Origin of the sequence: Paraburkholderia sabiae (assembly GCF_030412785.1) — a bacterium.
In the GTDB taxonomy this organism is placed as follows: domain Bacteria; phylum Pseudomonadota; class Gammaproteobacteria; order Burkholderiales; family Burkholderiaceae; genus Paraburkholderia; species Paraburkholderia sabiae.
This window is the reverse complement of the sequence record NZ_CP125297.1, coordinates 328206-353665: the sequence shown is the minus strand read 5'-3', so window position 1 is coordinate 353665 and position 25460 is coordinate 328206. Positions and strand designations below refer to the sequence as shown.

Genomic DNA, 25460 nt, shown 5'->3' with positions numbered 1-25460 from the left:
TGTGTCTATCGACCACCGCAACGCGTGAATGATGCATCCGGCACGACCGATCCGTGAGACAATTTTGACGATCATGCACCGGACGCAAAAGCCATTATCCGACGCGCCACTGTGTCGTCGCCGGAGTCAAGGCGTCCTGTGCATCGATCTCCAGCATTTCCGCGCAGGCATGTTCTTTCAGATACTCCGTGCGTTGTGCGCTTCTGACACCCCAACGGTAAAACGCCAGGGAAACCGCTACGACTGTCAGCAGATCCCACCCGTCGGGAATGAGTCCCATGCCTCCAAATTCCCGTCCCCCCAGTAGTGAAAGCATCGCCATCGCAGGAAGATAAAATAGTACCCACCATGCCGCTCGAAGTTCTGTACCAAAGTTCTCCCACCCCGCTTTTGCCTGATAGTAGAAGTAGACGGGCAGCGCTACGATGATCAGCAGAATGATTTGCCCAGTCAGCGGCCAACACGCCCAGTAAAGCACCAGGGAGGCGCAAACGAATGCGAACGGAGCGATCGCAGACATGCCGCGGATGCGTAGCGGTCGGGGCAGCTCCGGTGCGTGCTTCCGGAGCGCCATCAAGCTGACCGGACCGGTCAAAAACGATATAACCGTGGCGACGGAAATAACTGCGGCGAGCGTGCCCCAACCTCGAAAGAAAAACATAAAGACGAAGGAAATCCCGAGATTGAACCACATTGCCGCCCGAGGCACACCGTAAATTGGATGAATTGTTCCGAAAACGCCCGGCATCGTCCGGTTGCGCTCCATTGCATACACCATGCGTGCCGTCGTTGCAGTGTAGATCGTCCCGGTTCCCGAAGGACTGACGAAGGCGTCCACGTACAGCAGAATGGCGAGCCAGTTCAGGTTCAGGGTGATGGCAAGCTCAGCGAACGGAGATGAGAAGTTCAAACCGTGCCATCCCGATGCGATGCTCGATGGCGTGACGGCGCCGATGAATGCAATCTGAAGCATCACATAGATGACAAGCGCAAGCAGGATCGAACCAATCAGCGCAAAAGGGATACTCTTCGACGGATTACGTGCCTCACCGGCAAGACTGACCGGACTCTGGAAGCCGTTGAAACTGAACACGATACCGCTGGTTGCAACGGCCGTCAGGATTGAAGACAAACCGTACGGCGCGAACTCGCCAACCGTACCGAGCGCGAAGTTTTCCTGATGGAAACCCGCCCACATCAGGCTTAAAATCGTCGCGCCGGGAACAAGAAACTTGAATACAGTTATGGCGGTATTCGTCTTGACGAACAGCTTCACACCCCAGTAGTTCAGCATGAAGTAGACAATCACCAGCAACGCGCTGACAGACAACCCGTTTGCCGTCAGGTCTTCGCCGCTCATTAGCGCATGGGCCCACGGGTAAGGCCAGGATGCCATGTACTGTACGGATGCAATTGCCTCGATCGGGATGACCGAAACGATCGAGATCCAGTTCGCCCACGCAGCGATAAACCCCACCAGTGCACCATGCGAATACCGCGCATAGCGGACCATACCACCTGACTCCGGAAACGTGGTCCCCAGTTCTGCGTAAGTCAGTGCGATGGCTAGCACGACGACGGCACCGATGATCCACGCAATGATAGCGGCGGGCCCGGCGATCTTCGAAGCATGCCAGGCGCCAAATAGCCACCCGGAGCCGATAATCGAGCCGAGCCCCGTAAAGAGCAGCGCAACGGGACTGATCGTTCGATTGACGTTATCCTTCATCAAATTGTCTCCTGAATCGCGTCAGCAGGGCGTGGCCGTGCATCGCCACCGCAGCGCTTTCGTTATCATCCAGTCATTTCAATGCCGTCATCCGCCGACGATGACGGTGCGACGAATCGCTCAGGCTATGGCATTAACGCGCCAGGCCGACTGGCGTTCCAGAACGGAGCTGGCAGCCTCGCCCACCAGGGCCTGATACGTACCGGGCGCTGTCGCGCCTTCGGTGTTGACAATCAGCACGCGGGAGGCCGCATTCAGGCCAACTTTTCGCGCCAGTTGCTGATCCTGCAGTAGTACGATCAGTCCCGCGAGACCCGCTACACCGGACTCACCAGCAACGATCGGCACGTCGTTATCAGCTCCTGCTGCGAGCGTGCGCATCGCGCTTACTGCGTCATCGTCGCTGATTGTCATGAAGTCATCGACGCTGGGCTGCAGAAACCGCCAGGCGAGCGGCGAAGTTTCCCCGCATGCCAGGCCGGCCATCACTGAATCAACCGATCCCGTCGCGCGGGCAGCGCGTCCCGCCAGGGCACTCTGGTAGAGGCAGTCGGCCTGCTGCGGCTCGACAACGATGAAGCGGGGACGATGCTCTCCGTGGAATTCCCAGAGGTAACTTGCCAGGCCTGCCGCCAGACCGCCGACGCCGCCCTGGAGAAATACGTGCGTGTACGCGGGCCGGTCCGGATGGCTGTCGCTCTGTGCGACGATCTCTGCTGCAATCGTGCCGTAGCCTTGCATTACATCGCGAGGGATATCCTCGTAGCCGTCGTACGACGTGTCGGAAACAACGTGCCAGCCGTTTACCGCGGCCAGGCGGGCCGCTTCTTCGACGGACTCATCGTAGTTTCCGGCGATCCGCACGATTTCCGCGCCGTACGCAGCAATGGCCTGCTCGCGCTCGACGCTCACATTGGCGTGGAGCACGATCACGCAATGACATCCAAGCGTCTGTGCGGCAGCGGCCAGGCCCTTTCCATGATTGCCGTCCGTGGCACTCACCACCGTGAAATGCGTGAGCAGTTCGCGATAGCGTCCTTCGAACAGGTCACGCGCGTCGAGAACGTGATCAGGCCAAAGCCGCTGAATCAGGCGCACTAATGCAATCGGGGCACCCAGGGCCTTGAAGCTTCCGAGGACTGAGCGTGCAGACTCGTCTTTGACGCTGATGCTGCCGATATGCAGTTTGGCGGACAGTCCGGGTAATTCCCGGAGCGGCGTGGCATCCGCACAAATCTTGTCCCAACAGAAAAGCCATGAGCGGCTTTCTTCAGCCTTCTCTATGTTGAGAATCGATTTCAAGGCGTCGGGGTACGGGCTGCGCGTTGCGCGCGGATTTGCTACGAGCATGATTATTCACTCCGGTACTGAGTAACTGATTGGCAAAGAGCCACCGCGCAGACCTTCGCGGCGGGGCGTTCGCCACAGCGTGTTGCAGAAATTGATGCAATTGATCAGAGGTCGTCGGCCGATAGGCCCCTGAACAGTGGGCGTTCGCTAGGTCGCTGGCATCTCGAGCCGCGCGATCTCGGCGAAATACCGCGCACCCGTCAACAGAATGTCATCGTTGAAATCGTAGGTGGCGTTATGCAACGGCGTGGCGCCCCTGCCGGTTCCATCGCCGTTGCCGATGAAGATGAAGTTGCCGGGAACGGCCTGGAGGAACGCACCAAAGTCTTCGGAAATCATCATGGGCTGGACATTGTCGTCGACGGCATCGTTCCCCGCGACATTGCGTGCCGCCCGTACTGCGACGCCGACGAACTCTTCCGAGTTCACCGTCGGCGCGAATTCGTGCGTGTAATCGAACAGGCAGTCGGCACCGTGCGTGCGGCAAATGCCCTCGCATACCTCACGCATCCGTGTTTCCAGCAGCGCCTGCACTTCGCGCGAATAGCTGCGAGTGTCGCCCCTGATCACGACGTTCGACGGGATCACGTTTCTCAGGCCGTCGGTAATGAACTCCGTACAGGAAATCACGGCCTGCAGACTCGGATCCAGACTGCGCGAAACGATGGTCTGCAACGCCATCACGATCTGTGATGCGATGACGATCGGGTCCACGCCCATGTGTGGGCGCGCGGCATGCGTGCCTCGCCCCTTGATCTGAATGACGAAGTTGTCTTCGCTTGCCATGATGCCGCCGGCACGCGTCGAAAATGTTCCCGCTCGCATTCCCGGCATGTTGTGCGCGCCGAAGATCGCATCGATGGGGAAACGTTCGAACAGGCCGTCGGCCATCATCGCCTTCGCGCCCCGACCATGCTCTTCGGCCGGCTGAAAGATGAAGCGGACCGTGCCATTGAAATCCCGCCGTTCGGCGAGCAGACGCGCGGCCCCCAGGATCATCGACATGTGTCCGTCGTGCCCGCACGCATGCATTTTTCCGGCGGTACGAGAAACGTGTTCGCGCTCGGGCGCCTGCTCGGAAATATTGAGCGCGTCCATATCGGCGCGCAGTCCAATCGCCCGCCTCCCGTCGCCGACCGTCAGGTTCGCAACGAGCCCCGTTCCACCGATGCCGCGGTGAACGTCAAGTCCCAGCGTCGTGAGAACGTTCGCCACGTAGTCCGAAGTATGGACTTCCTCGAAGCCCGTTTCGGGGTGTTGATGCAGATACTGGCGCCAGCGCTTCAACTGGCCCTGCAGCGTGTTTTCCATGCCTGGAGGTCCTCGTCAATCAATCGGATAGGGGAATTTTATTGTGACAACACAGAAATCTAATACGCAAATTTGAGGTCCGTATGCAAAAATATCCCGTTTCAATTTCTGGCGCACGACGATGAACAGCCTGGATGACTTCGACCGCAAACTCCTGATGGAAGTGCAGCGCGACGCGCAGCTTCCGCAAAACGAACTTGGCGCACGCGTGAACCTGTCGACGGCTGCCGTGAACCGGCGACTGCGTCGTCTTGCGGACGAAGGCGTAATTCAGAACTACACCGCCGTCGTCGCGCCAGAGAAAGTCGGCTATCTGCTAACCATCATTGCTTCTGTCGAAGTCGAGAGTGAGCAGATTGATCTGCTCGATGCGATGAAGCGCACTTTCGCGCAATGCCCGCAGATCCAGCAGTGCTACTACGTCGCAGGCGAATGGGACTTCGTGCTGGTACTGACGGTGCGCAACATGGACGAATACACAGCCCTCACGCGGCAGCTCTTCTTTTCGAACAACAACGTCAAGCGCTTCAAGACGCTGGTGAGCATGAGCCGCGTGAAGGTCGGACTGAGCGTGCCAGTCGATATCGACGGCAAGTGAGGCGCTAGCGCACGACCGTCCGGTCGGACCAGTTGCCCTGATCAAACTGGCGAACCGTGATCGCGCCGTTACGGATATCGCCTTTATCGTCGAACTGGATCGGGCCTGTCACGCCTTCCAGTTTCGCGGTGCGCAACTTCGGCAGATAAGATTTCGGATCGGTCGAATCAGCCGCCTGCATCGCCGAAGCTATCGCGATCACCGCGTCGTACGCGTAGGGCGCATACAACTGCACGGGCACGCCGAATCGCTGCTGATAGCGCTTGAAGAATTCCGGCCCCTGCGGCATTTTCGCGGGCGGCACCCCCGCCAGCGTGCAGTAAGCGTCGTTGCTCATCGCGGGGCCGGCGAGCTTGATGAATTGCGGCGTGCACGCCTCATCACCTGCCACGAACTTGACCTTCAGTCCAAGCTTCTGCGCCTGCTGCACGAAGGCAGCCGCCTGCGTGTCGCCGCCCGTGAACGCGATGCCGTCCGGCTGACGGCTCTTGATGGTCGTGAGAATGGCCATCCAGTTGGTGGTCTTGTCAGTGCCGTATTCGCGCGCCACCACATTGCCGCCCGCTGCCTTCACGGCCTTTTCGACCTCGTCGGCGAGCCCCTGGCCGTATGCCGTACGGTCATCGACGATCGCGATCTTTTTCGCATTGAGGTCGTGAACAAGGTAAGTGCCGATTACCGTGCCTTGTCTCACGTCGTTCGCGACCATGCGAAACACGTTGGTGAAGCCTTGCTGCGTGAGCTTCGGATTGGTCGCGGATTCGGTGATCATTGGCACGCCGGCATCCGAATAGACCTTCGACGCGGGAATCGACGTACCCGAATTCGCGTGTCCGACGACGCCAGCGACGCCGTCGTCGATCAACTTCTGTGCGACTGTCACAGCCGTTTTCGGATCGGCTGCGTCGTCCTGCGAATCGAGCACGAACGTCACAGTCTGTCCACCAATACGGATCTTGCGATTGTTCAGGTCTTCAATTGCAAGGCGCACCCCGTTTTCGTCGTCCTTCCCTATATGCGACAGCTCGCCCGTCAAGGGCGATACCTGTCCGATCTTAACGGTGATATCCGCGTGAGCGGCGAGGGACTGCAAAGCGAGCGCCGTGAAGGCAAGGCTCATCAGAGGTCGAAGTAGTGGCATGATCGTACGCGAGATGTTGACTGTATGACGTGGCCCGGCGAATTCGCCGGACTGGCCCGGGTGACGCACTGGCGTAGTCACCGTGCTCAAATCGTATGCGCCCTGAGCGATATCCAAAATTCGCAAAGCCCATGCTTTCGCAAAATTTGCTCGCGACAGAGCTGATTTTCGATAATTCGTACCGGTCCGAACGTGTCAGCACCACATGGAAGATCCGCTCAGGGCACGCACGCCATCCCCGCAGCACTTCGGTCGATCTAGTGCCGCGATCCGCTACGGACCTGGAGCGTTGGCGCGGTTGATCGCGCCGGAAAATCGGGGACATAGATCGGAGATCGCATCCATCTGACGGGCGCCTGCCCGTTCTATCTTCGCGGGTCCGTTACTGAGCGCTGTTTTCGGCGCTTGATAGACCCCTCCTACTGCCGGGAGTAATCGGACCGATTGTCCCTCAACGTGAGAGGCCCACCAGCGCTGGAAACGTTGACGATGCGGCCCGCTGCTTTTGGTAGAAACGGCAGCGTCGCCTGGCGTAACGGCGACAACCCCGAACCCGTTCGTGCCGAACACCAGGCGGATATCGTCAACTGTTGCGCGGCCCACCTTGTCCCCCTCTCTCATTTCGTCGACGGCTGTCCCCGGCTCGGCGACGTGAGATAGCCGCATTGTTGACCAGCGCATTTAGACGTCCCAATGTGTCCTCGATCTGGCGCGCCGCGGCGACATTCGACGCCTGATCCGTTACATCGAGCTGGATGGCCTGCGCGTCTGCGTCAACGATGTTCTCCGCCGGCCCTGGTGTCGCCACGGCATCAAGGAGACTCTTAGCGACAGAGCCGTGGGCAGCTGGGAAAGTTAGCCTTGGTCATCGACGAGTTTTACTAAGTTGATCGAAACCTCATAATTCCCACAGAATGGTCGTCCCATGCTTTCTACTCACGAAAACGCGCTACATCGCTTGGCTCCTCTTCGCGACCTTCCTGGACCCGTCGACGCGGAGCCCAATGTTCGTGACCCACAGAAAGCGTGGACTCAATCGCCAACTCGGCTAAACCCGCGAAAGGTCGCTACCTTGTAAAGCAAAAGATGTTGCTCCGGGAAACCAATAAATGTCGCCTTTTGGAACAGCCGCGCCGACGATTCGAGCGCTAGCAGGGCGCTGTAACTAGCTGTCGATGTGTGGGCTTACTCGAAACAAGACGGTCTGGCCCTGCTGAGTTACAGCGCAACTCATGGCCGATACTGCGGCAAGCATTTCCGCGGATCAAAGAGCCAAAGCGCTCGAGTATGCGAATCGGTGCGACGTCATTCGCCGCGCCTCTAGAGGTTAGGAACCGCCGGCCTCAGTATGGATGGGAACCCATCTGCCATTTTTTACTTGATAGAGCGTCGAGGCAGCATCCTTTCTCGATCCGTCAGCGTTAAAGCCGATCTGCCCAGTCACGCCGTCGTACTGAATCGTTTGCAGTTTCGCGCCGATCGCCGCTGGCGACGTGCTGTTAGCTTCTTTCATCGCCTTAAGTGCGACGAGCGTAGAATCATATCCGAACTGCGCGTAGGCCAGCACATCCACTCCGAAACGCTTCTTGAACCGTTCGGCGAAGTTTTTTCCTGCCGCGTTGGACTCGAGCGGACGACCGGGCTCCCACGCATAATCCCCCTCCGAGCTAGGACCCGTTAGGTTGATGAACTCGGTCGTGTTGACGCCGCCGCCGCCGACGTATGCCGCTCGCAGCCCGAGCGAGCGCATTTGCTTTGCAATCAGAGCTGCCTGAGGATTGCTAGTCGACACGTAGATGAGGTCCGGTGTAAGTCCTTTTATGGTCGTCAGTTGAGGTCTAAAATCAACGGCCGTGTTTGAAGTATATTCGTGAGCAACGACGTTGCCGCCGGCAGCCTTGGCGATACGTTCGAATTCGTCCGCTTGGTTCTGCCCGAATGCGGTTCGGTCGTCGATGATTGCAATGCGCTTCGCCTTTTGAACGTTGACTGCGTACTTCGCCGCCGCTCCCGAATTTTGAGCATCGTTTGTGATGGTCGAAAACAGATTCTTGAAGCCGCGTTGGTTCAGCGAAGGGTTAGTCGACGTTGGATTGACATCAGGAATGCCGGCCCTTTCATAAAGGGCCGAAGCGGGGATCGTTGTGCCGGAGTTGAAGTGGCCAACTATAAAGTTCGATCCCTTGTCGATAAGCATCTGCCCGACCTGCACCGCGACGCGCGGGTCGCCTTGATCGTCCTCTGCGATCAATTCGAAACTTACCGGTTGTCCATTGATGTTAATCCCTTTCGCTCGCGCATCCTCCAACGCAAGCTGAACCCCATACTGGAGATCCTTGCCATAGCTTGCGTATTGGCCCGTCAAGGGACCGGCGAACCCTATCTTGACCATAGTGTCGGCAACCGCCAGAGTCGGTGCCGAAGAGCTAATCGCTGTGGCGATCAAACCACGCAACAACAGGCTGCTAAAATTCCTCATGTCTTACTCCAAGGGAGGCTGCGAGTCTTGCGAAAAGCCTCAGAAAGAACTGAAGTTCATGTATGGCTTTAGTGGACGCGCAGGCAATCGGCTGCTCTCCCGTCTACGTGACTGGTACCCGCAGTAGATTGTTTCGCCTGTTCAGTCGAGTCTGGCCACACCTGACCGGAACTAGAACCGGTGGACGATACCCACGCCTACGCCCACCATGCTGCGAGAAGACGAAGGCGTCGAATTGAAGCCGTCGCCGAGCGTAGCCGTCGCGTTGATGATGTTTCCTGCGCCGTTGTTTCCGAGTGTTTGACCGCTTGCGCGCTGATACCCCTGCAACGCGTACAGGCCCGTGCGTTTCGACAGCGAGTAATACTCGGACAGGTTGAACTGCTGGTACTGCGCGTTGCTCGTGATACCGTTGGCCTTCGTCGCGCGGGTGTAGCTGTAGCCCGTCGCGAAGTCCCAGGCGACCGTCGGCTTCCAGTGCAGCACAATGCCCCCCGTGTTCCAGATCGCCTCACTGTGAAACGCCGAGCCAGCACCGGGAATGTATTGCACGTTCGTGTAGGTCGCGGTAACGTCGAATTGGCTGTTGAACGTATAGCCCGCGCCGACTGCGAAGCGCTGCTGTGCCTGCGCCGTGCGATAGCCGTTCGTCACAGCCGAGACGCCCGTCTGCGCGCCCGCGTTCGACGTCGTCGAGTCCGCGCCGAATGCACCGCCGCCGACCGTCGAGTTGTTGATTCGGGAGAACCCGACCGCAATACCGACAGGCCCCTGCGAATACTGGATCGCCGTGGTCCACGTCGAACCTTGGTTGACGCTGCCCGGTACGCCCGCGAATGAATAGGAGCCGCTAAACTTGAAGCCATACAGTTGAGGCGACATGTAAAGTAACGTGTTGTTCGCGCGGTAGAGCGTATCCAGGCCGTCTACGTCGCCAGGGTGTGCACCGTAGAAGCCGGTGAGCCACGTCGTTGGGCTATAAGGAAAAAGAAGCTGGTAGTAAGATGTGTACTGGCGGCCAGCCGTAAGCGTGCCATAAGTGCCGTTGGCCACACCGACGAATGCCTGTCGGCTAAACATCAGATTCGACGTGGACATCGCGCCAGTCGCGCTATTGATGCCCTCTTCCAATGTAAAGATGGCTTTCGTGCCACCACCTAGATCTTCGGCCCCCTTCAGGCCGAACCGGCTGCCGGCCCACACCCCTGTAATCATCTTGAAGCTCGAGCGCCCGCCCGATGTCGAGCCTAGGGAAGTCGAACTCGACTGGTAGCCCAAACCCGTATCGACGATGCCGTACAGTGTTACGCTGCTTTGCGCGAAAGCGGAATGGACGGCGAGCATGGTTGCACAAACGAAAGCCGCCCTAACTCCGAGGTAATGTTTTTTCAATTTTCAGTCCTCATTATGTAATGTGTTATGACGACGCGTTATCTGAACAACGTGTCGCGCTAAAGCAGGGTTATCGAGGCAAGGAAGAAAAACAAGATACGGTACATTTGCCGATAGGCTTACTGCCACCGGTCTGGCTAAGCGCGGTTCAAGAGCGCACGGATACTATCAGGATGCTAATGTCTAGATCCGCGTCTACTCGCGGGCTAATTTCTCCATGGCACGCCTAGAAGTTTCGTGACTACAGTCTGTTGCAAGCTCAATGCGGCAAGCCAGGATGTCTTTGGGTTACCAGGCGTCGGCTCATTAGACATGCTCACCCTCAGTTCACCGCTCTTGCTCTTCGCATAGATCTCATGGCAGTTCAAGTGAATCGAAGGATCAGCGATCAGCGTCACACTCGTCCTCTCGAAGCCCAGACCATGAATAGCGATCGTAGCGGCGACGTTCGCGTTGGCGGGAAACTTCAGCGCGGCCTGCTCAGCTGTCCCTATAAAAACAACTCGTTGGCTCGTCAACGCTTCGAGATCGACTTCTTCCGCAGCAGGTGTACCCGCCCACGCTCGTGGAGGCTTTCGCCCGGTGTACATGACCTCGGTCAGTCCGCTCCGTGATGCGGCCGACAAAGCGTCGATCCCGCCGATCGCTCCGGCAATTGGTATGACTCGTGATCCGCCAGCGCTCGAACTGCTGCTCAACGCCGTGCGATTCTCGACCTTTGCTAGCGCTCCAACCGAAGAAAGTACCACGTCGAAACCTTCTCTAAGCACGTCGGGAACGACATTGGAGACGGCGTCATGGCCAGCGCACTCGACAACAACGGTCGGACGCCACGCAACGAGCTCGTGAATACTCGTCAGACGGCCATATCGTTCATCCGCCATGAAGTAGGGCGTCGCTCGCACGTCGAGGAACGCAATCTGATCGAAGGAATCGCGCGACAGGCACTCTGCGAAGCTCTGACCGATCGTGCCGGCGCCAATCACGGCGACTCGAAAACGGTCCTTAGTCATGGTTTGCCCACAAATTCGAGGAGATAACGCGTGTATTCGACCGTCGCGACATTCGGAAAAAAGTGTCCTCCGTTCATCTCGACAAGCGTCGAGCCAGGGATCAGTGACGCCAGTTCCCTGCTATGCTCGATCGGCACCACCATGTCGTCGCGAGCGCCGATTACGAGCGTTTGCATGTCAAGATTAGGCAACTCGTCAAAACGGGAATATTGGAGAAGCATGTCGATTCGGTCCCTGACCGTCGCCGCATCGGTGTCTAGGCCGCCATCAAAAGCGGGCATACTCGGTCCCGCTATCGCGCTGTTGTACCATTCGTTCGGGTAAGCGAGCAAAGCGGAAAGCATGCCGTACGCTGCGCTTCCTGCCTTGCTCAAGACCTCTTTGCGCAAGAGGAAGCAGTCGCGAAATCTCCTATCCGGTCGGGCCCATCCTCCACTCAGAACCAACTGATCGCAGCGGCGCGGAAACTCAAGTGCAATCGCCTGTGCAACGAGGCTGCCCGTGGAATGGCCGACGATCGTGGCATGGTCAATGTCAAGCGAGTCAAGAACATCCAACGCGGCGTCAACAACATTCGAGATGCTTTGCTCGCCGACGCACTTGCTCGCACCCACGCCTGGATGGTCGAAAGTGACCGTTCGATAGATTGGACAAAGGGTCTCCATCACCTGATGCCAGAACGAACCGCGTCCTCCGAGACCTGAAATCATCAAGATTGCCGGGCCGCTGCCTGCGGCCGCGCCTGCAACCCCAGCGTTGGTCACAAACGACTTCATTTGCTATCCCTGTTCGGTGCGGCAAACACGGTGTTTGCTTCGATCTCTGCAACGTTCGTGGGTCGGGGAAACGGCGACGGAGGCGAATCGCCGTGTGCCCGTGGTCGCCCGATCTGTCTGAAAAACGATTCCAATCCGCCCGGATTCATGAACCAAATCCAGTGCATCTCCTCGGTTTCACTGTCATTGATGAAGGTATGCGTACAACCCTTACCAAGAAAGAGGGTGGTACCAGGGGTAATGTCGTGAGTCTCGGTTCCGTTGATCACAACTCTGCCCTTGCCATGGATGAAATGAATGACTTCTTCATTTCGATCGTGACTGTGGTCGCGTACGTAGGCGCCTTTGCCGAGCGTTTGGGTCCCAACTGCAATCGGCGCGTCCATACGGATTTGATGGGGCGCGACGTGGATTGAGACGTACCCATTCGCAGGAAGCGGCTGCCAGTAGCTCTCCGCCTCCTCGGGGCGCGTGATGAGGAACCTTTCGCCTTCGATGCTTTTTGCGGTGTCGGTGTTGCTCATTTGTCGTCCATACTCCAGTGAGCACAGGTGTGGTGCTGTGACAGCCGATTGCCACAACATTTCTCGTTAGAGACGCCTCATTCATTCACGCGGCGAGTCTTCACCACCTCCCCGCGTTGCAGGACCAGCTCCAAATGCTCACCTGGTCCCGCCACTGCACCGATATCTGAAAGCGGGTTGCCATCCACGACCAGTATGTCTGCGAACGCTCCCTTTTCGATCGAGCCCAGCTTTCCCTTCATTCCGACGATTTCGGCAGCCACAGTGGTTGCCGAACGTAGCGCTTCCAAGTTTCCGAGCACTTCTGCACGAATACGAAATTCATTGCACTGAAACGCATGCCCGTCACTGCTCAGATCCGTTCCGAATCCCATCAACACGCCAGCCTTCGCATAAATCTCCAGCGATTCGCGCCCCGCGCGTTGGATTGCTGGGACCTTTGCAACAGACTCAGGCGGAAGACCGAGCTTTGCCCCCTGCTCTAGCAGAACATCGTAAGCGATGAGCGTCGGCACAACGAAAGCGCCATGGTCGTGCATCAACGTCGCTGTCGGCTCGTCGATAAGGTTGCCGTGTTCGATTGTGCGAACGCCGCACCTCACAGCTCGGGCGATTGAACGTGCGGTGTAAGCGTGAGCCATCACATAGGTGTTAGCGGCTTGCGCTTCATCTACGATGGCACGGATCTCGTTTTCCGAGTACTGAGTGTTCGCAATCGGGTCCGTAGGAGAGGCGATGCCACCTCCAGCCATAACTTTGATCTGAGTAGCACCCTTTTGAATTTCTTCGCGCACCGCTAAGCGAACCGCGTCCACACCATCGACAACGCGAGCGATAGCTCCTGTACGAATGGCGCATGAGCAAGGTTCGAGCACATCGTTTCGGGGGCGAAAATCCCCGTGACCTCCGGTCTGAGAAAGCGCCCTACCGGAAGGAAAAATCCGGGGGCCCGGGATGAGTCCTGTCTCCACAGCCTGCATAAGCGCCCAGTCAGCCCCACCTGCATCGCGTACGCTTGTGAAGCCTCGAGACAACATGCCGTCGAGAATGGGCAGCGATCGGATCGTTGCCAGGACATTTGGTTGTGCAGCATTCGCACCAAGGTTTGTGTGAGACGTGACAACGTGCACGTGGCAGTCGATGAACCCCGGCATTACAGTCTTTCCGCGGACATCGATCACGCGAGCATCTGCACGATCAACAGGGCCGTCAGTCACACCCACTATCACTTCGCCTTCGATGATTACATTGTGACCTTCCAGCAAAATCCCGCGTTGCAGATCAAGTACGTTTCCGCCTTGAAGAATAGTAGTTGTTGGCATATCGGTGTCCTTGTTAGGCATCTGGAGTTAACGCCGCGCGTCCTTTACAAAGCGGCTACCCACGAGGCTGATAGCGGCTGCGGCGATTACGTAATACGCTGGGACCATATTGCTTCCGGTGCTAGCCATTAACCACGTGACGACGAACGGCGTGAAGCCCCCGAACACCGTGACGGCGAGGTTGTATGCCACTGAGAGGCCGGTCGAAAGTACTTTTGTGGGAAACAGTTCCGAGAAAGCGGCCAATATCGAGCCGGCGTATCCCGAAAAAAGGGCACCGAAGACGATCTGAAAGACAAGCAGTGAGGTCAAACCGGGCGACCGATTAATCCAAGCGAACATCGGCCACACTAGTACCAAAATCGCAACTGCAGATCCGGATATGAAGATCCTTCTTCCATAAACGTCCGCGAGCCGTCCAACGATCGGTGAAACAAACATAATGACGGCGCCTCCCACCATGCCCGCGATGAATCCTGTCGACGGGTCCAGATGTAAGGTGCGGACTGAGTACGTCGGCATATAGAACAGCAGAACGTAAGTGATCACGGTCCAAAGAATGACCATCGAAAACGTCGCTAGCGTCTCGCGCGGAAAACGAGCGAGTACCTCTTTAAGAGGGGAGTTATGCTTCGCCTCTTCTTCAACAGCGCTGAACGCAGCAGTCTCGTCCATCCGACTACGGATGTAATAACCAACCGGTCCGATAAGAATCCCCAAAAGGAACGGCACTCGCCAGCCCCAGCTATGCAACGCTGCGGGGTCGAGCGAAGTATTGACGAAAGTGCCAACGCCCGCCCCTAAAAGGACTGAGAAACCAGTGCTGGACAAAATCCAGCTGGAATAGAAGGCACGCTTTCCCGGTGGAGCGCACTCCGTCAGGAATGCCGTGGCACCTCCCATCTCCCCACCAGCAGAGAACCCCTGTAAGAGCCGTGCGAAAACGATCAGCACGGGCGCGACAATGCCCGCCTGTTCGTAAGTGGGAGCAAAGCCGATGATCGCCGTGCCAAGTGCCATCAGTAGGATGATGAGCGACAGCGCCGCTTTTCGACCTGCCTTGTCGGCGTACACGCCTAGGATAATGCCCCCTACTGGACGCATGAAAAAGCCTACGCCGAAGGTTCCCACCGCAAGAAGTATCGACGTGAGCTCGTTTCCGGTAGGGAAGAACAGCTTGGCGATTGTCACCGAGAAGAAGCTAAAGACCGTCCAGTCAAACCATTCAAGTCCGTTTCCCAGAACTGTTGCAATGATTGCGCGCCGACCTTGGTCTGCTGTGCCAGTGATGTCGCGGCCTTCCGCTAAAAGTGTCTTCTCCATATCTCCTCCTATAGTCGACCTGTGGTCCTGCGTGTGCCTTGTTGATGATCGCCGTCAGCCTTGAGGAAAGCCCTCACCCCAGGTATCGCTCACCATGAAGCCAGTGCCGAATGGATCCGTCGGGTCGACGCCGAGCTGTTCAACGCTGAAGACCCAGCCTCGCCCTTCAATTCTCGGAAGCACAGCCGGTCGGCCGCCGATCTCCGTTCGCCCAAGCATTTCGACCTTGAATTCACTTCCGATAGCGGAGCGCGACACCAGTCGACTTCCTACATCCGCGAGCCCGCGGGCTGCGAGCGTCGCCAGGTTAGCTGAGCTTCCAGTTCCGCAGGGTGAACGATCGATTCGGCCCGGGACGAGCGTAGTACATGTTTGGTAGACATCGTCAGCGACGCGATTGCGGAACATCACATACGCAATCTTATTGATGCTCGGATAGAGAGGATGCTCGACCTTAACTTGTTCGTTCACGATGTCGGCGAACTTCACGCCTAGATCGGCAAGGCGACGGGCGTTCTCCGCATTGATGTCCATGCCCACTTGGTCAACGTCGACGAGCGCGTAGTAGACACCTCCGAACGCGATATCAACCTTGATCTTGCCAAAGTCCGGCGTCTCGATTTCGAGGTCGAGCTCTTCAACGAACGCGGGCATCATTTCGAGCGAGACGCTTTCGCAGCGTCCATCGTTGCACCGCGCGCGGGCTGTGACGAGCCCGACCGCAGTATCCAGCACGACAGTCGTCTCCGGCTCTTGCATCGGAACAATGCCGAGCTCCAAGAGCGCTGTAACAACACAGATCGAATTACTGCCGGACATCGGATGCGCCCTGTCGGCCTGCATGATAAAAAACCCGGCGTGAGCTTCAGGGCGCGTCGGCGGAACCAATAAGTTGAATGACATCGCTAGCGCGCCGCGCGGCTCGAATACGCAAAGGCGGCGGAGGCTGTCGTCCACCTCGTTGATGTAGTTCATCTTGTCGAGAACGGTATCACCCGGGATTTTTCCTACACCGCCCGTGATGACTTTACCAATCTCGCCTTCGGCGTGGACTCCCACGACCTGCAATGTTTTTTTCCAGCGCATTTTTTCCTCTAAAAAACTGTTGCCTTCAGTTCAGAACCGGTAAGCACCAAACGGAGCGAGATCCACCGGCGGTTTGCTTCCCGATATGAGATCGGTGACCAGCCTGCCTGTCGTTGCTGCGAGGGTCAGGCCGAGCTGTCCGTGTCCCGTAGCGAGGACCACGTTCTTGAGTTTGCGTGTCCGGTCGATGACTGGCTTCGTGTCAGGGAGCAAGGGACGATAACCAACCCCCAGTTGCTGTTCCTGCGTTCGAAGCTCAGGGAAGATTCGTTTTGTCTTGTTGAGAATGATCGTCGCCCGCTCGAAGTTCGGTGCGGCATCCCGTTGCGCGAATTCGATCGTCCCACCGACTTGCAACCCACGCGTCATCGGAGCGAGGCAAAAACCTCCGTCTGCGTAAATGACTGAGTGCCTCAAGGCGATTCCTGGGTCGGTCAAAAGGACCTGATAGCCCGCGACTCCTTCCAGCGGAATATTGACGCCCAGATGAGTGAAAAACTTTCGTGATCCAACGCCCGCCGCCACAACAACGTAGTCCGCAGCGACGGATTCGCCATTCGATAGCTCAACTCCCGTCGCACGGCCGTTGTCCTCATTGATTCGACTTGCACCTGCCAGCAATCGACGCCCACCGCGCGCCGTGAAGCTTTCGGTGAGCGCTACGATGAACCCTTGCGTGTCGCTCACAAAACGCCAGTCCGAAAGGAGAATCCCGTGCTTGAATTTGCCAGCAAGCGCGGGCTCGAGGTCGGCGATATCGGCGGCGCCGAGCTTTTCGAAGGCAAAGCCGAGCGAGCGCGGTAATTCGGCATGATGCAAGTCTTGCTCGAGTCCACCCGCCGTATCAAAGACCTGCATAACCGGGCGCTGGCTTAGCAGCGCTTTGTCTGAACAACCGTTTAACAGCGGTCCGTAGTCGTCGAATACGCGGCCGGTAAGTGATGCAAGGTCGTGCGCTATCTCGACCAGTCTCGATTGACGTGCGCACGAGAGGAAACGCATCATCCAAGGCAGCATTCGCGGAAAAGAAAGGGGCCTGAGTGCAAGCGGACCCTCCTGATCCATTAGCCATCCCGGAATCTTTTTCAAGATCCCCGGCTTGGACAGAGGAACGACCTCTCCTACCGCCAACTGTCCGCAACTCCACTTGCCCGTACTATCTCCGGGCTTTGCCGGATCGATAAGGGTGACGGCGTAGCCGCTTTGCTGAAGATAGAGAGCGCAGCAGACGCCCACGATGCCTCCGCCGATCACAGCGATAGTGCCCGTCGGGCGGCTGTCAGTCGTCCTCGCCAGCAGAGAATCAGTCGCAACACTCATCTTTATGTTCCAAAGTCCTTGTTTCAGCGGTCGCTGTCTTTCTTCGCCAGGAGCCGCTTTAGCTTCGCGATCCGCTGGTCCCGCCATGAACGCTTTGCTTCGAGCTGCTCCAACGGAAGCTGATCTCTGAACTGCTTTACCAGTTCCCTGGCTAACGACGGAGAGACGAAGCGCTCCGTTTCATGCCTTTCCATTGCCATCCGGTCATAGATGTCGCCGTACCGGGCGAGGTATTCCTCAAGGCCGCCGTCTGCGTTGAGGTCGATCGCTTGGAGCGGGCCCACCACCGCCCACCTCAAAGCAAAGCCATCGGTGACCAACTTGTCAGCGTCAGCTGCCGTGACGACACCAGCTTCAATTAGCCGGAACATCTCGATGAGCAGCGCTCCTTGCAACCGGTTCATTGCAAAACCGGGATGATCTTTCTTCACGAGGACAGGCGACTGACCCACCTCTTCCAACAGCGAAAGTGTCCGCTCGACGACAGCAGCGTCAGTCCATGGAGCGGGAACAACCTCCGTTGCCGGCAGCGTATGAGGAGGTGTTGCCGGATGGACGATCACGCATCGGTGCCGGTTCAAAAGGCCTTCCGTGAACTGCGACAGCGGTATTGCGGAGGTCGAGCTCGCAAGGATCGCCTCCGGCTTGCTGACTCGGTCCAACCGTTCAAATAGCTCCCGTTTGACCTCTACTTTCTCCGCAACCGACTCGTGCACGAGGTCCGCCGCAGCGACGGCGTCCTCTAGCGTTGAATGTATGACCACCCCAGCTTCAAGAGCCGCCAGTGAAGCCTGGGGATCACCGACGCTGTCCCGCAAATTGCGAAGTAGGCGGTCACGGATTCCCTCGAGCACGCTTATGTCCGAATCGAAGATAGCCACGCGGTGTCCCGCACGCACCCATACCGCGGCCCACGAGCATCCGATGACACCCGCTCCGACGATTGCAACAGTCAGTGTCTGCTTGTTCACTTGCATGTGTGCAAAAAGTAAGGACGGTATCGCGTTACTGGCCGATTTAACAGGGTGCTACAACATTCGGTGGTCTTCCCAGACCCGTTAAGCCGATTGTAGATAGCAGAAATTTTGCGAACAATTCCTGTTTTTTGACTTATATTCATGACAGTATGTTCGTAATGAACCGCTAACCGGCGGGCGCCAGTCACAATTAGGGTTTGTATGGATAAAAGCAGCGAGCTTTATGTCTTTACGGCAGTGGTCGCGCATGGAAATTTTGTGTCGGCCGCAGAAAAGTGCCGCCTGACGCCGTCAGGTGTTAGTCGAATCATCTCGCGGATGGAAGAACGGATGGGTGCGAAGCTCTTCGTGCGGTCGACTCGACGACTATCCTTGACTGCACAAGGTGAGTTTTTTTATTCGAAGGTTCGGTCGATGGTGGAGCAGATCGAGGCAGCCGAAGCCGCCACCGCGCAACGACCGCAAGTCCCTCACGGAGTCTTGCGCATCCGGGCAGCCGCTGGGTTCGTCGATAAACAACTCGTTCCGCTCATGCCTGAGTTTCTCGCGCGCTATCCGGATTTGCAGGTGGAAATTGTTGTTGGAGATGTGCCAATCGAACCGGACGATCGAAGCGTCGACCTCGCTTTCCGCTCGGGGCTCGCGCCGTCTGAAGACCATTTAAGCATCAAACTTGCGGCCAACCCGTTTGTCATATGCGCGTCGCCGAACTACCTCGAAAAATTTGGTCGCCCCGAACGTCCCGAAAACCTGGGCCGTCATAACTGCCTGACAATGGATGGAAGAGGGGTCACTCAAGCGGAATGGATGTTCCGCGAAGGCCAACGCAGGTTCTCTGTGTGGGTGAAAGGCAATATCGGCAGTGTGGCAACCGCGATCCATTCGGCGGCTCTCAACGACGTGGGAATCGCCCGCATTCCGCAATTTCTTGCCGAACAGGACGTACGAAGCGGGCGCCTGGTGCGGTTGCTTGACGACTACGCCCCCGATGACGGGCGTTCGATCTACCTCGTGTACATGACGACAGACAATCGATCTCTAAAGTGTCGCGCGCTCGTCGATTATCTCCTTGAAAAGTTCGATCCGATTCCGCCTTGGATGCGCTGACGGCACGCTGCGCCGATTACGTTGTTTTTTTCAGGAATGTAAGTCGAAAAATAGTAATTGTTCGTAAACTTTCCGCTATCTACAATCGGCAGCACGCTAGCCAGTTGTACGCTCTAACCGCGCTTAACCGGCCGACGAGCTCAGGTCTGCTGGCCGAGCGAAGTCAGCGGAGAATCTCGGGTCTGGGCGACGCGACAAAAACCGTGCAAATTCGGACTGCGAAGGGTCGAGCATCGCGACGGCACAATGAAGCGCACTCAATCGCGTCGGGGCCGGCGGGCCGCGACGAAGCTTCAGCAGTCTGTGGCACTCATCGCCTCCAACTGAACGTACCTCATCCCTAGCGAGAATCCGTCGGCAGTTGGTTGGCCATTTCACCGTTAAGACTGGAGCCCTCATGTCTCTCCCTAATTACGAAGGCATTATCACCGTTCTCACCACGCCGTTCGCCAAGACCGGCGAGGTCGATTTTTCGACGCTCGGTGGGCACATTGACTTCCTGCTGTCGAACGGCATCACCACGCTGCTTGAAGGGGGATCCACGGGCGAGTACTACGCTCAGTCTCTGTCCGAGCGCGAGAAAATTTTGGAGTTCGTGGCTGAACGTGCTGGAAAGAAGGCGAATTTGATCGCTGGCACAAATTCGATGCGACAGGATGATACGCTGGCGCTGAACACGCTGGCCGCCAAGCTGGGTTACCAAGCGGTCATGCTGGCCGCCCCTCCCTATTCCCTGCCAAGCACCACGGAGTTGATTGCCCACTTCCGCCGCATCGCTGAAGCAACGGATCTGGGCATCATCCTCTACAACTTCCCTGCCCGCACCGGCGTGGACCTTGACCCCGAGTTTCTCGCCGGCATCCAGGACCTCAAGAACATCAACGGCATCAAAGAGTCGAGTGGGTCCTTCGCGCGCATGATCGAGCATGTTTTGAACTTCCCGAATCTTCAACGCGTGGTTGGCGCCGACGACCAGGCACTCGATGCGTTCCTTTGGGGAGCTCGCAGCTGGATCTCCGGCGCTTCGAACTTCTTGCCGGCGGAACACGTCGCCATCTACAAGGTAGCGGTCGTCAAGCGTGACTTCAATCTCGCACACAAGATGATGACCGCCCTTCTGCCTATCACCTACATCCTGGAACAGGGTGGAAAATTCAATCAGTACGTCAAGTACGGCACGGAGTTGGCGGGGTTCCCTGTCGGCGAGGTCCGTGCTCCCCTGCTTGGCTTGACCGAATCGGAGAAGGCGAACTTCAAAGAGAAGCTCGAAGCGTTCAAGGCGCAGAACATCGCTCAGTATGCTGATTGACCCCATCGTCGTATCGGAGACTCAACGATGAAAGAATTGACACTGTCCGACTTCACTGCGGCTGCTGCGAAGATAAAGCCAGAAACTCGCGCCTTCATCGACGGCGAATTCGTACCCGCTCGATCGGGAAAGACGTTTGCCACGATCAACCCGGCGACCGGCAAGGAACTCGCGCAAGTCGCGGAATGCGACGCTGACGATGTCGATGTCGCGGTCTGCGCCGCGCGTCGAGCCTTTGAAAGCGGCGTATGGTCCGCAATGCCGCCCAAGGCTCGCAAGAAGATATTGCTTCGCTTCGCGGATCTGATGGAGCGTGACTCTGAAGAGCTCGCACTGCTCGAGGTCTTGGACAACGGCAAACCGATTTCGGACGCGCGTTCGGTGGACGTGCCCGATTCGATCGAGACATTGCGATGGCATGCCGAAGCAATCGACAAGATCTATGATCAGATTTCACCGACATCGGCTGACGTCGTGTCGATGATTGTGCGGGAACCGATCGGCGTAGTAGGTGCCGTCCTTCCGTGGAACTTCCCGATCTTCGTGGCAATGTGGAAGTTTGCACCCGCGCTTGCCGGTGGAAATTCCATCGTGATCAAACCGGCAGAACAAACGTCACTCACCGCTATCAAGCTCGCGGCGCTCGCCGCAGAAGCAGGCGTTCCGAACGGCGTGTTCAATGTCGTCACAGGCTTCGGCGAAACGGCAGGCCAGGCCATCGGTCGTCATATGGACGTCGATTGCGTCAGCTTCACTGGCTCCGGTGAGGTCGGCCGCTACTTTTTGCGTTACGCCGCTGAATCGAATATCAAACGGGTGGTGCTTGAGCTCGGCGGCAAGAGCCCAGCGATCGTCTTGGACGACGTGAGCGACCTTCAGGCCGTTGCCAATCAGATCGCCACGGGAATTCTGTTCTGCCAAGGTGAGAATTGCAGCGCAGGGTCTCGCCTAATCGTGCAAAGCGGGATTAAGGACCGCCTTCTCGACACGCTCGCGAAGACGTTCAAGACGTGGACTGTGGGTAATCCCCTTGAGCCCACGACGCGCGTCGGCGCCATGATTGAAGAGGCGCATATGAACCGAGTGCTGTCATACATCGATGCGGGCCGCGAAGGCGGAGCACGCATTTTGGTCGGTGGCCGACGGACGTTGACGGATACCGGCGGCTTCTTCGTCGAACCGACAATCTTCGACGGGGTGCGCAACGATATGCGAATCGCAAGAGAAGAGATCTTCGGACCGGTGCTTTCCGTGATCGAAGTGGCTGACGCGGATGAAGCCGTTCGCGTTGCAAATGACACAAACTATGGTCTCGCTTCGTCGTTGTACACGGACAACCTGCACCTGGCACATAAGGTGGCTCGAGCCATCAAAGCGGGAACCGTCTCTGTGAACTGTTTCTCAGAAGGTGATATGGGCGTCCCATTCGGCGGCTATAAACAATCTGGCTTCGGCGGCCGGGATAAAGGCATCGCTGCTCACGACCAGTACCTGCAGACCAAGGCTATCTGGATGCAGCTCCGCTGAGCAGCAAATCCGGGATGCCATCCGCGGTGGCATCCCTAAAACACCTACGTCATTTGACGGTGGCGCTCCGGTAGTGACCAACACCGGCCAATGTTTGCGGCTGCGCACGAGCGGCTGATTGATTTCGAAGCTCAAGCACCGGTTTTCTAGGAAGAACTGCTGCGTGCGATCTCGCGTAGCCACTCAACAAACACCCCGGCGCGCCTCGGCAAGTCCTCAGGCTGATGCACCAAATAATAGCTATACGGGCTAGCTTCGGAAAACGGTCCAAAGGGCAGAACGAGGGTTCCGTTCTCGATGTGACTCTGCACGAGGTGCTTTCGTCCCATCGCCACCCCAAGGTGGTTCTCCGCCGCAGTAATACAGAGATCCGACCGGTCAAACGTGAATGATCGGCGATTCGTAGTCGCCTCGGGGACGTGTTGATCGCACCAGAGTGCCCATTCTGCGTCGTGCGACGCATTGTTCCATGCCAATGAGTCGTGGAGCAGTGTGCAATCGACCAGGTTGGCAGGTGATCCGACCAGTGAGTGCTCCGCTGCGTAGGAGGGGCTGCAAACAGGGGCTACGCTTTCATCCATCAGCTTGTAGCTGATGAGGCCGGGAAACGGACCTCGCGTGTAGTCGATCGCCAGGTCGATGTTCCGGGTCCGGAAATCGATCGGTTCATTCCCGACGCGAAGGTCGACGGACACACCAGGGAACTTGCCGGCAAAGTCGGCCAGTTTAGGTACGAGCCAACAGGCAGCAAGCGAAGGTCGCGCGTAGACGGTAATGCGGCCCTCAACCTGCTCTTCGCTCGCGGGCGCGAGCGCTGCTGCAAGCTCGCTCATCGTGCGCTGCAAGATCGAAAACAGACGCTCACCGTCGGAAGTGAGTGCGATTTGTCTGGTGAGCCTGACGAACAAGTCCATCCCGAGCGCGTTCTCGAGACGCTTGATACGATGACTAACCGCACCCGACGTTAGACAAAGCTCCTCTGCTGCCTTGGAGAAACTACGATACCGGGCGACGACCAAGAACGTGTGCAGATTGGCAAATTGCCCGCTGTCAAGGCGATCGGCAATCCTTGGCGGAAGGTTGTACATTGATGAAGGTCGCTGGTCCGAGTCTCAGCATTCTAGTACCAACGGAGCGCTGTCGTCGCGCCAGCGACCGGATTTTCAAGAGGGAACTAGCGCCGCTCTACCCCGTGATAAATACAGTCCCATTTCTTCCTTGGGGACCATGCTTCCACCGGTCGCCCAAATAAGATGAGTCGCCTGATGGGACTTCTTCGCCGACAGGTCTATGCGCGACCGGTACGCCTGCTGGTCCGCCGCAAAGACACGGGATATCCCCGGTGCGCCGGCAAGCGCAGACGGTTCCAGCTGGAGACCCTCCTCTGCGTCGCTGAGTGCAAGCAAAGCATAGAGTTCGTCGTCGCTCACTGTGTAATAACCGTCTATCAGGCGCTGCATCGTTTTTCCAACGAAGCCCGATGGTCGACCCACCGCGAGCCCGTCTGCCGCAGTCACGTTGTCGATCCCGAAGTCCTGAACAGAGATCGCGTCATGCAGGCCAGTGTACACACCAAGGAACATACATGGTGAATGCGTTGGCTCCGCAAAGATGCAATGTACGGAGTCACCGAAAGCCAACTTCAGCCCGAACGCAACGCCTCCAGGCCCCCCGCCTACGCCACACGGTAGATAGACGAAAAGAGGATGGTCGCTGTCGACACGGACGCCCGCGTCGGTCAGTTGTGCCTTCAGTCGTCCAGCGGCAACGGCGTAACCGAGAAAAAGATTCTTCGAGTTTTCGTCGTCGATGAAGTGGCACATCGGATCTGCCAATGCTTGCCTTCTTCCTTCTGCGACCGCGACGCTGTAGTCGGACGTATGTTCGACGACAGTCACGCCGTGCGAGCGCAGCTTGTCTTTCTTCCATTGGCGGGCGTCCGACGACATATGGACGGTCACGTCGAAGCCGAAAGTGGCGCCCATGATGCCAATCGACAAACCCAGATTACCGGTCGACCCCACCGCAATCTTGTAGCGTCGAAAGAAAGCGCGGAAATCGTCTCTATCCAGCTTCGCGTAGTTGTCGCCCAGATCCAATAGCCCGCTTTTGACTGCTAGATCTTCGGCATGCTTGAGGACTTCATAAATCCCGCCGCGCGCCTTTATCGACCCGGAGATCGGCAAATTACTATCTAACTTGACCCAAAGGCTACCTGGAAGCTGAGTTCCATACCGGCTTTGCAACGCGGCCTGCAAATTAGGGATTGCTCTTATCGGTGATTCGATACGCCCGCTCGTCTCCGCGGTTTGCGGGAATACCCGCGCGATGTATGGTGCGAACCGGTCAAGCCTGGCGCTGGCGTCCCGTACATCCTGCTCGGTTAGCCCAACGTCCGGCAATGCTTCCTCAGCAGGAACCACGGACGGATTGAACCAGGTCGTCTCCTTCAGGTCCACCAGATCTGCGATCAGTGGGCAGGTTCCCTTCCACTCATCGATCGACTTGCCTGCAATCATAGATTCCGCTCTCAAATAGTTGACCGCACCTAGCGGGAGATTGGAACTATCCGCCGCGTCCCCAAAGATCTCCCGCTCCGGGCCGATTTGACACCTCCCTCCGTTCGTTGACAATGGATCATTCGTCAAGCGACGTGTGAAGTCATTTCAACCGTGAATGCGAAGGAACGGAGTGTGGTCGGCGCTTCCCGAATATGAGCGGTGGCAGGAGCGCTCGTATTGAGACGCAGAGCAACGGTCGTCGCAGCTTCCCAGTCGAAGGCTGATGCCAGCCAGGTAACCGCGACGAGAGCCGAATCATTCTATGGATTGGGGTAAGCCCTCGCATACCCATGGTTTTGTTAAGCAATAGCTGTCGAAATGACGGGACCGTCGCGACCTCAGCTAAGTTGGCACTCAGGGCAGGAAGCGTACCGGAATGATCGGAAAGTCGAGCCGCGAACTCAGCTATTACGATAATATCGTTTCCTTAACAACGCGTTTTGTGGCTATAACTGAAACGCAGTCCTGACTGCCATCACTTTCTCAACGACGCCGGTCGTTACTGGTCTCGATGACCAGTACGTCGTAAACCAAACGTTTTATTGCGGCCCTTGTAATTTTATGTGTCCCTTATTAGGACACCGCCTATCCAGTGACCATGTATCGGCTCGTGGC

Annotated in this window: 21 protein-coding genes; 4 read left to right on the top strand and 17 right to left on the bottom strand. The window is 57.4% G+C overall.

What is annotated here, in order from left to right; all coding sequences use genetic code 11:
* Positions 1-94: 94 nt before the first annotated feature.
* The 3 genes from QEN71_RS41375 to QEN71_RS41365 form a co-directional block, all read right to left on the bottom strand.
* The gene (locus tag QEN71_RS41375; protein WP_201658935.1) at positions 95-1729 is read right to left on the bottom strand and encodes an APC family permease; all 1635 of its coding nucleotides are present in this window, start codon (positions 1727-1729) and stop codon (positions 95-97) included.
* 120 nt (positions 1730-1849) lie between these two features.
* Positions 1850-3079 carry a diaminopropionate ammonia-lyase gene (locus tag QEN71_RS41370; RefSeq protein WP_201658933.1) on the bottom strand — a complete coding sequence of 410 codons (1230 nt, stop codon included), beginning with the start codon at positions 3077-3079 and terminating at the stop codon, positions 1850-1852.
* A gap of 147 nt (positions 3080-3226) precedes the next feature.
* A complete protein-coding gene (locus QEN71_RS41365) occupies positions 3227-4390 on the bottom strand; it encodes a M20 aminoacylase family protein (RefSeq protein WP_201658931.1) in 1164 nt (387 codons plus the stop codon).
* Positions 4391-4511: 121 nt separating this feature from the next.
* Here QEN71_RS41365 and QEN71_RS41360 point away from each other — a divergent pair, with 121 nt between their 5' ends.
* Positions 4512-4988, top strand: coding sequence for an Lrp/AsnC family transcriptional regulator (locus QEN71_RS41360; protein WP_201658929.1), 477 nt, complete (start codon positions 4512-4514; stop codon positions 4986-4988).
* A gap of 4 nt (positions 4989-4992) precedes the next feature.
* Here the strand turns inward: QEN71_RS41360 and QEN71_RS41355 are convergent, their stop codons facing one another.
* The 12 genes from QEN71_RS41355 to QEN71_RS41300 all read right to left on the bottom strand — a co-directional run bounded on the left by QEN71_RS41355 (position 4993) and on the right by QEN71_RS41300 (position 18341).
* On the bottom strand, positions 4993-6129 hold the full coding sequence (locus QEN71_RS41355) for a branched-chain amino acid ABC transporter substrate-binding protein (RefSeq protein ID WP_201658927.1): 1137 nt from the start codon (positions 6127-6129) through the stop codon (positions 4993-4995).
* Between the two features lie 583 nt (positions 6130-6712).
* Positions 6713-6937: an SDR family NAD(P)-dependent oxidoreductase gene (locus QEN71_RS41350; RefSeq protein ID WP_233472085.1), complete on the bottom strand. Its 225-nt coding sequence runs from the start codon at positions 6935-6937 to the stop codon at positions 6713-6715.
* A 519-nt stretch (positions 6938-7456) separates the two neighbouring features.
* Positions 7457-8608, bottom strand: a complete 1152-nt coding sequence (locus QEN71_RS41345; protein WP_201658924.1) for a branched-chain amino acid ABC transporter substrate-binding protein — start codon at positions 8606-8608, stop codon at positions 7457-7459.
* A gap of 171 nt (positions 8609-8779) precedes the next feature.
* Complete coding sequence (locus tag QEN71_RS41340) at positions 8780-9952, bottom strand: porin (protein WP_201658921.1); 1173 nt, start codon at positions 9950-9952, stop codon at positions 8780-8782.
* Positions 9953-10206: 254 nt separating this feature from the next.
* A complete protein-coding gene (locus QEN71_RS41335; protein ID WP_201658918.1) occupies positions 10207-11013 on the bottom strand; it encodes an aspartate dehydrogenase in 807 nt (268 codons plus the stop codon).
* Positions 11010-11789 carry an alpha/beta fold hydrolase gene (locus QEN71_RS41330; RefSeq protein WP_201658915.1) on the bottom strand — a complete coding sequence of 260 codons (780 nt, stop codon included), beginning with the start codon at positions 11787-11789 and terminating at the stop codon, positions 11010-11012. The genes QEN71_RS41335 and QEN71_RS41330 overlap by 4 nt, the downstream gene beginning before the upstream one ends.
* The gene (locus QEN71_RS41325; protein ID WP_201658912.1) at positions 11786-12313 is read right to left on the bottom strand and encodes a cupin domain-containing protein; all 528 of its coding nucleotides are present in this window, start codon (positions 12311-12313) and stop codon (positions 11786-11788) included. The genes QEN71_RS41330 and QEN71_RS41325 overlap by 4 nt, the downstream gene beginning before the upstream one ends.
* A 77-nt stretch (positions 12314-12390) precedes the next feature.
* Entirely contained in the window at positions 12391-13635 is a 1245-nt protein-coding gene (locus tag QEN71_RS41320) for a metal-dependent hydrolase family protein (protein ID WP_201658909.1), read from the bottom strand.
* A 27-nt stretch (positions 13636-13662) separates the two neighbouring features.
* On the bottom strand, positions 13663-14958 hold the full coding sequence (locus QEN71_RS41315) for an MFS transporter (protein ID WP_201658906.1): 1296 nt from the start codon (positions 14956-14958) through the stop codon (positions 13663-13665).
* A 54-nt stretch (positions 14959-15012) separates the two neighbouring features.
* Positions 15013-16044 carry a proline racemase family protein gene (locus tag QEN71_RS41310; RefSeq protein ID WP_201658903.1) on the bottom strand — a complete coding sequence of 344 codons (1032 nt, stop codon included), beginning with the start codon at positions 16042-16044 and terminating at the stop codon, positions 15013-15015.
* 30 nt (positions 16045-16074) lie between these two features.
* Positions 16075-17364, bottom strand: a complete 1290-nt coding sequence (locus QEN71_RS41305) for an NAD(P)/FAD-dependent oxidoreductase (RefSeq protein WP_201658900.1) — start codon at positions 17362-17364, stop codon at positions 16075-16077.
* A gap of 23 nt (positions 17365-17387) precedes the next feature.
* A complete protein-coding gene (locus QEN71_RS41300) occupies positions 17388-18341 on the bottom strand; it encodes a 3-hydroxyacyl-CoA dehydrogenase (RefSeq protein ID WP_233472084.1) in 954 nt (317 codons plus the stop codon).
* Between the two features lie 201 nt (positions 18342-18542).
* On the opposite strand from QEN71_RS41300, the gene QEN71_RS41295 reads away from it, so the two are divergent.
* From QEN71_RS41295 to QEN71_RS41285, 3 genes are all read left to right on the top strand, one after another.
* On the top strand, positions 18543-19448 hold the full coding sequence (locus tag QEN71_RS41295) for a LysR family transcriptional regulator (RefSeq protein ID WP_201658897.1): 906 nt from the start codon (positions 18543-18545) through the stop codon (positions 19446-19448).
* Between the two features lie 397 nt (positions 19449-19845).
* Positions 19846-20757 (top strand): dihydrodipicolinate synthase family protein, encoded by a 912-nt coding sequence (locus QEN71_RS41290; RefSeq protein ID WP_201658894.1) that lies wholly within the window; start codon positions 19846-19848, stop codon positions 20755-20757.
* A 27-nt stretch (positions 20758-20784) separates the two neighbouring features.
* Complete coding sequence (locus QEN71_RS41285; protein WP_201658891.1) at positions 20785-22284, top strand: aldehyde dehydrogenase; 1500 nt, start codon at positions 20785-20787, stop codon at positions 22282-22284.
* Between the two features lie 146 nt (positions 22285-22430).
* Here the strand turns inward: QEN71_RS41285 and dsdC are convergent, their stop codons facing one another.
* Positions 22431-23372, bottom strand: a complete 942-nt coding sequence (dsdC, locus tag QEN71_RS41280) for a DNA-binding transcriptional regulator DsdC (protein ID WP_201658888.1) — start codon at positions 23370-23372, stop codon at positions 22431-22433.
* A 75-nt stretch (positions 23373-23447) separates the two neighbouring features.
* Complete coding sequence (gene dsdA / locus QEN71_RS41275; protein ID WP_201658885.1) at positions 23448-24803, bottom strand: D-serine ammonia-lyase; 1356 nt, start codon at positions 24801-24803, stop codon at positions 23448-23450.
* Positions 24804-25460: the final 657 nt, after the last annotated feature.

Excerpts from the sequence above, each read along its gene's own strand:
- QEN71_RS41375 (WP_201658935.1), bottom strand. The coding sequence starts at position 1,729 with ATGAAGGATAACGTCAATCGAACGATCAGTCCCGTTGCGCTGCTCTTT.
- QEN71_RS41370 (WP_201658933.1), bottom strand. The coding sequence starts at position 3,079 with ATGCTCGTAGCAAATCCGCGCGCAACGCGCAGCCCGTACCCCGACGCC.
- QEN71_RS41365 (WP_201658931.1), bottom strand. The coding sequence starts at position 4,390 with ATGGAAAACACGCTGCAGGGCCAGTTGAAGCGCTGGCGCCAGTATCTG.
- QEN71_RS41360 (WP_201658929.1), top strand. The coding sequence starts at position 4,512 with ATGAACAGCCTGGATGACTTCGACCGCAAACTCCTGATGGAAGTGCAG.
- QEN71_RS41355 (WP_201658927.1), bottom strand. The coding sequence starts at position 6,129 with ATGCCACTACTTCGACCTCTGATGAGCCTTGCCTTCACGGCGCTCGCT.
- QEN71_RS41345 (WP_201658924.1), bottom strand. The coding sequence starts at position 8,608 with ATGAGGAATTTTAGCAGCCTGTTGTTGCGTGGTTTGATCGCCACAGCG.
- QEN71_RS41340 (WP_201658921.1), bottom strand. The coding sequence starts at position 9,952 with ATGCTCGCCGTCCATTCCGCTTTCGCGCAAAGCAGCGTAACACTGTAC.
- QEN71_RS41335 (WP_201658918.1), bottom strand. The coding sequence starts at position 11,013 with ATGACTAAGGACCGTTTTCGAGTCGCCGTGATTGGCGCCGGCACGATC.
- QEN71_RS41330 (WP_201658915.1), bottom strand. The coding sequence starts at position 11,789 with ATGAAGTCGTTTGTGACCAACGCTGGGGTTGCAGGCGCGGCCGCAGGC.
- QEN71_RS41325 (WP_201658912.1), bottom strand. The coding sequence starts at position 12,313 with ATGAGCAACACCGACACCGCAAAAAGCATCGAAGGCGAAAGGTTCCTC.
- QEN71_RS41320 (WP_201658909.1), bottom strand. The coding sequence starts at position 13,635 with ATGCCAACAACTACTATTCTTCAAGGCGGAAACGTACTTGATCTGCAA.
- QEN71_RS41315 (WP_201658906.1), bottom strand. The coding sequence starts at position 14,958 with ATGGAGAAGACACTTTTAGCGGAAGGCCGCGACATCACTGGCACAGCA.
- QEN71_RS41310 (WP_201658903.1), bottom strand. The coding sequence starts at position 16,044 with ATGCGCTGGAAAAAAACATTGCAGGTCGTGGGAGTCCACGCCGAAGGC.
- QEN71_RS41305 (WP_201658900.1), bottom strand. The coding sequence starts at position 17,364 with ATGAGTGTTGCGACTGATTCTCTGCTGGCGAGGACGACTGACAGCCGC.
- QEN71_RS41300 (WP_233472084.1), bottom strand. The coding sequence starts at position 18,341 with ATGCAAGTGAACAAGCAGACACTGACTGTTGCAATCGTCGGAGCGGGT.
- QEN71_RS41295 (WP_201658897.1), top strand. The coding sequence starts at position 18,543 with ATGGATAAAAGCAGCGAGCTTTATGTCTTTACGGCAGTGGTCGCGCAT.
- QEN71_RS41290 (WP_201658894.1), top strand. The coding sequence starts at position 19,846 with ATGTCTCTCCCTAATTACGAAGGCATTATCACCGTTCTCACCACGCCG.
- QEN71_RS41285 (WP_201658891.1), top strand. The coding sequence starts at position 20,785 with ATGAAAGAATTGACACTGTCCGACTTCACTGCGGCTGCTGCGAAGATA.
- dsdC (WP_201658888.1), bottom strand. The coding sequence starts at position 23,372 with ATGTACAACCTTCCGCCAAGGATTGCCGATCGCCTTGACAGCGGGCAA.
- dsdA (WP_201658885.1), bottom strand. The coding sequence starts at position 24,803 with ATGATTGCAGGCAAGTCGATCGATGAGTGGAAGGGAACCTGCCCACTG.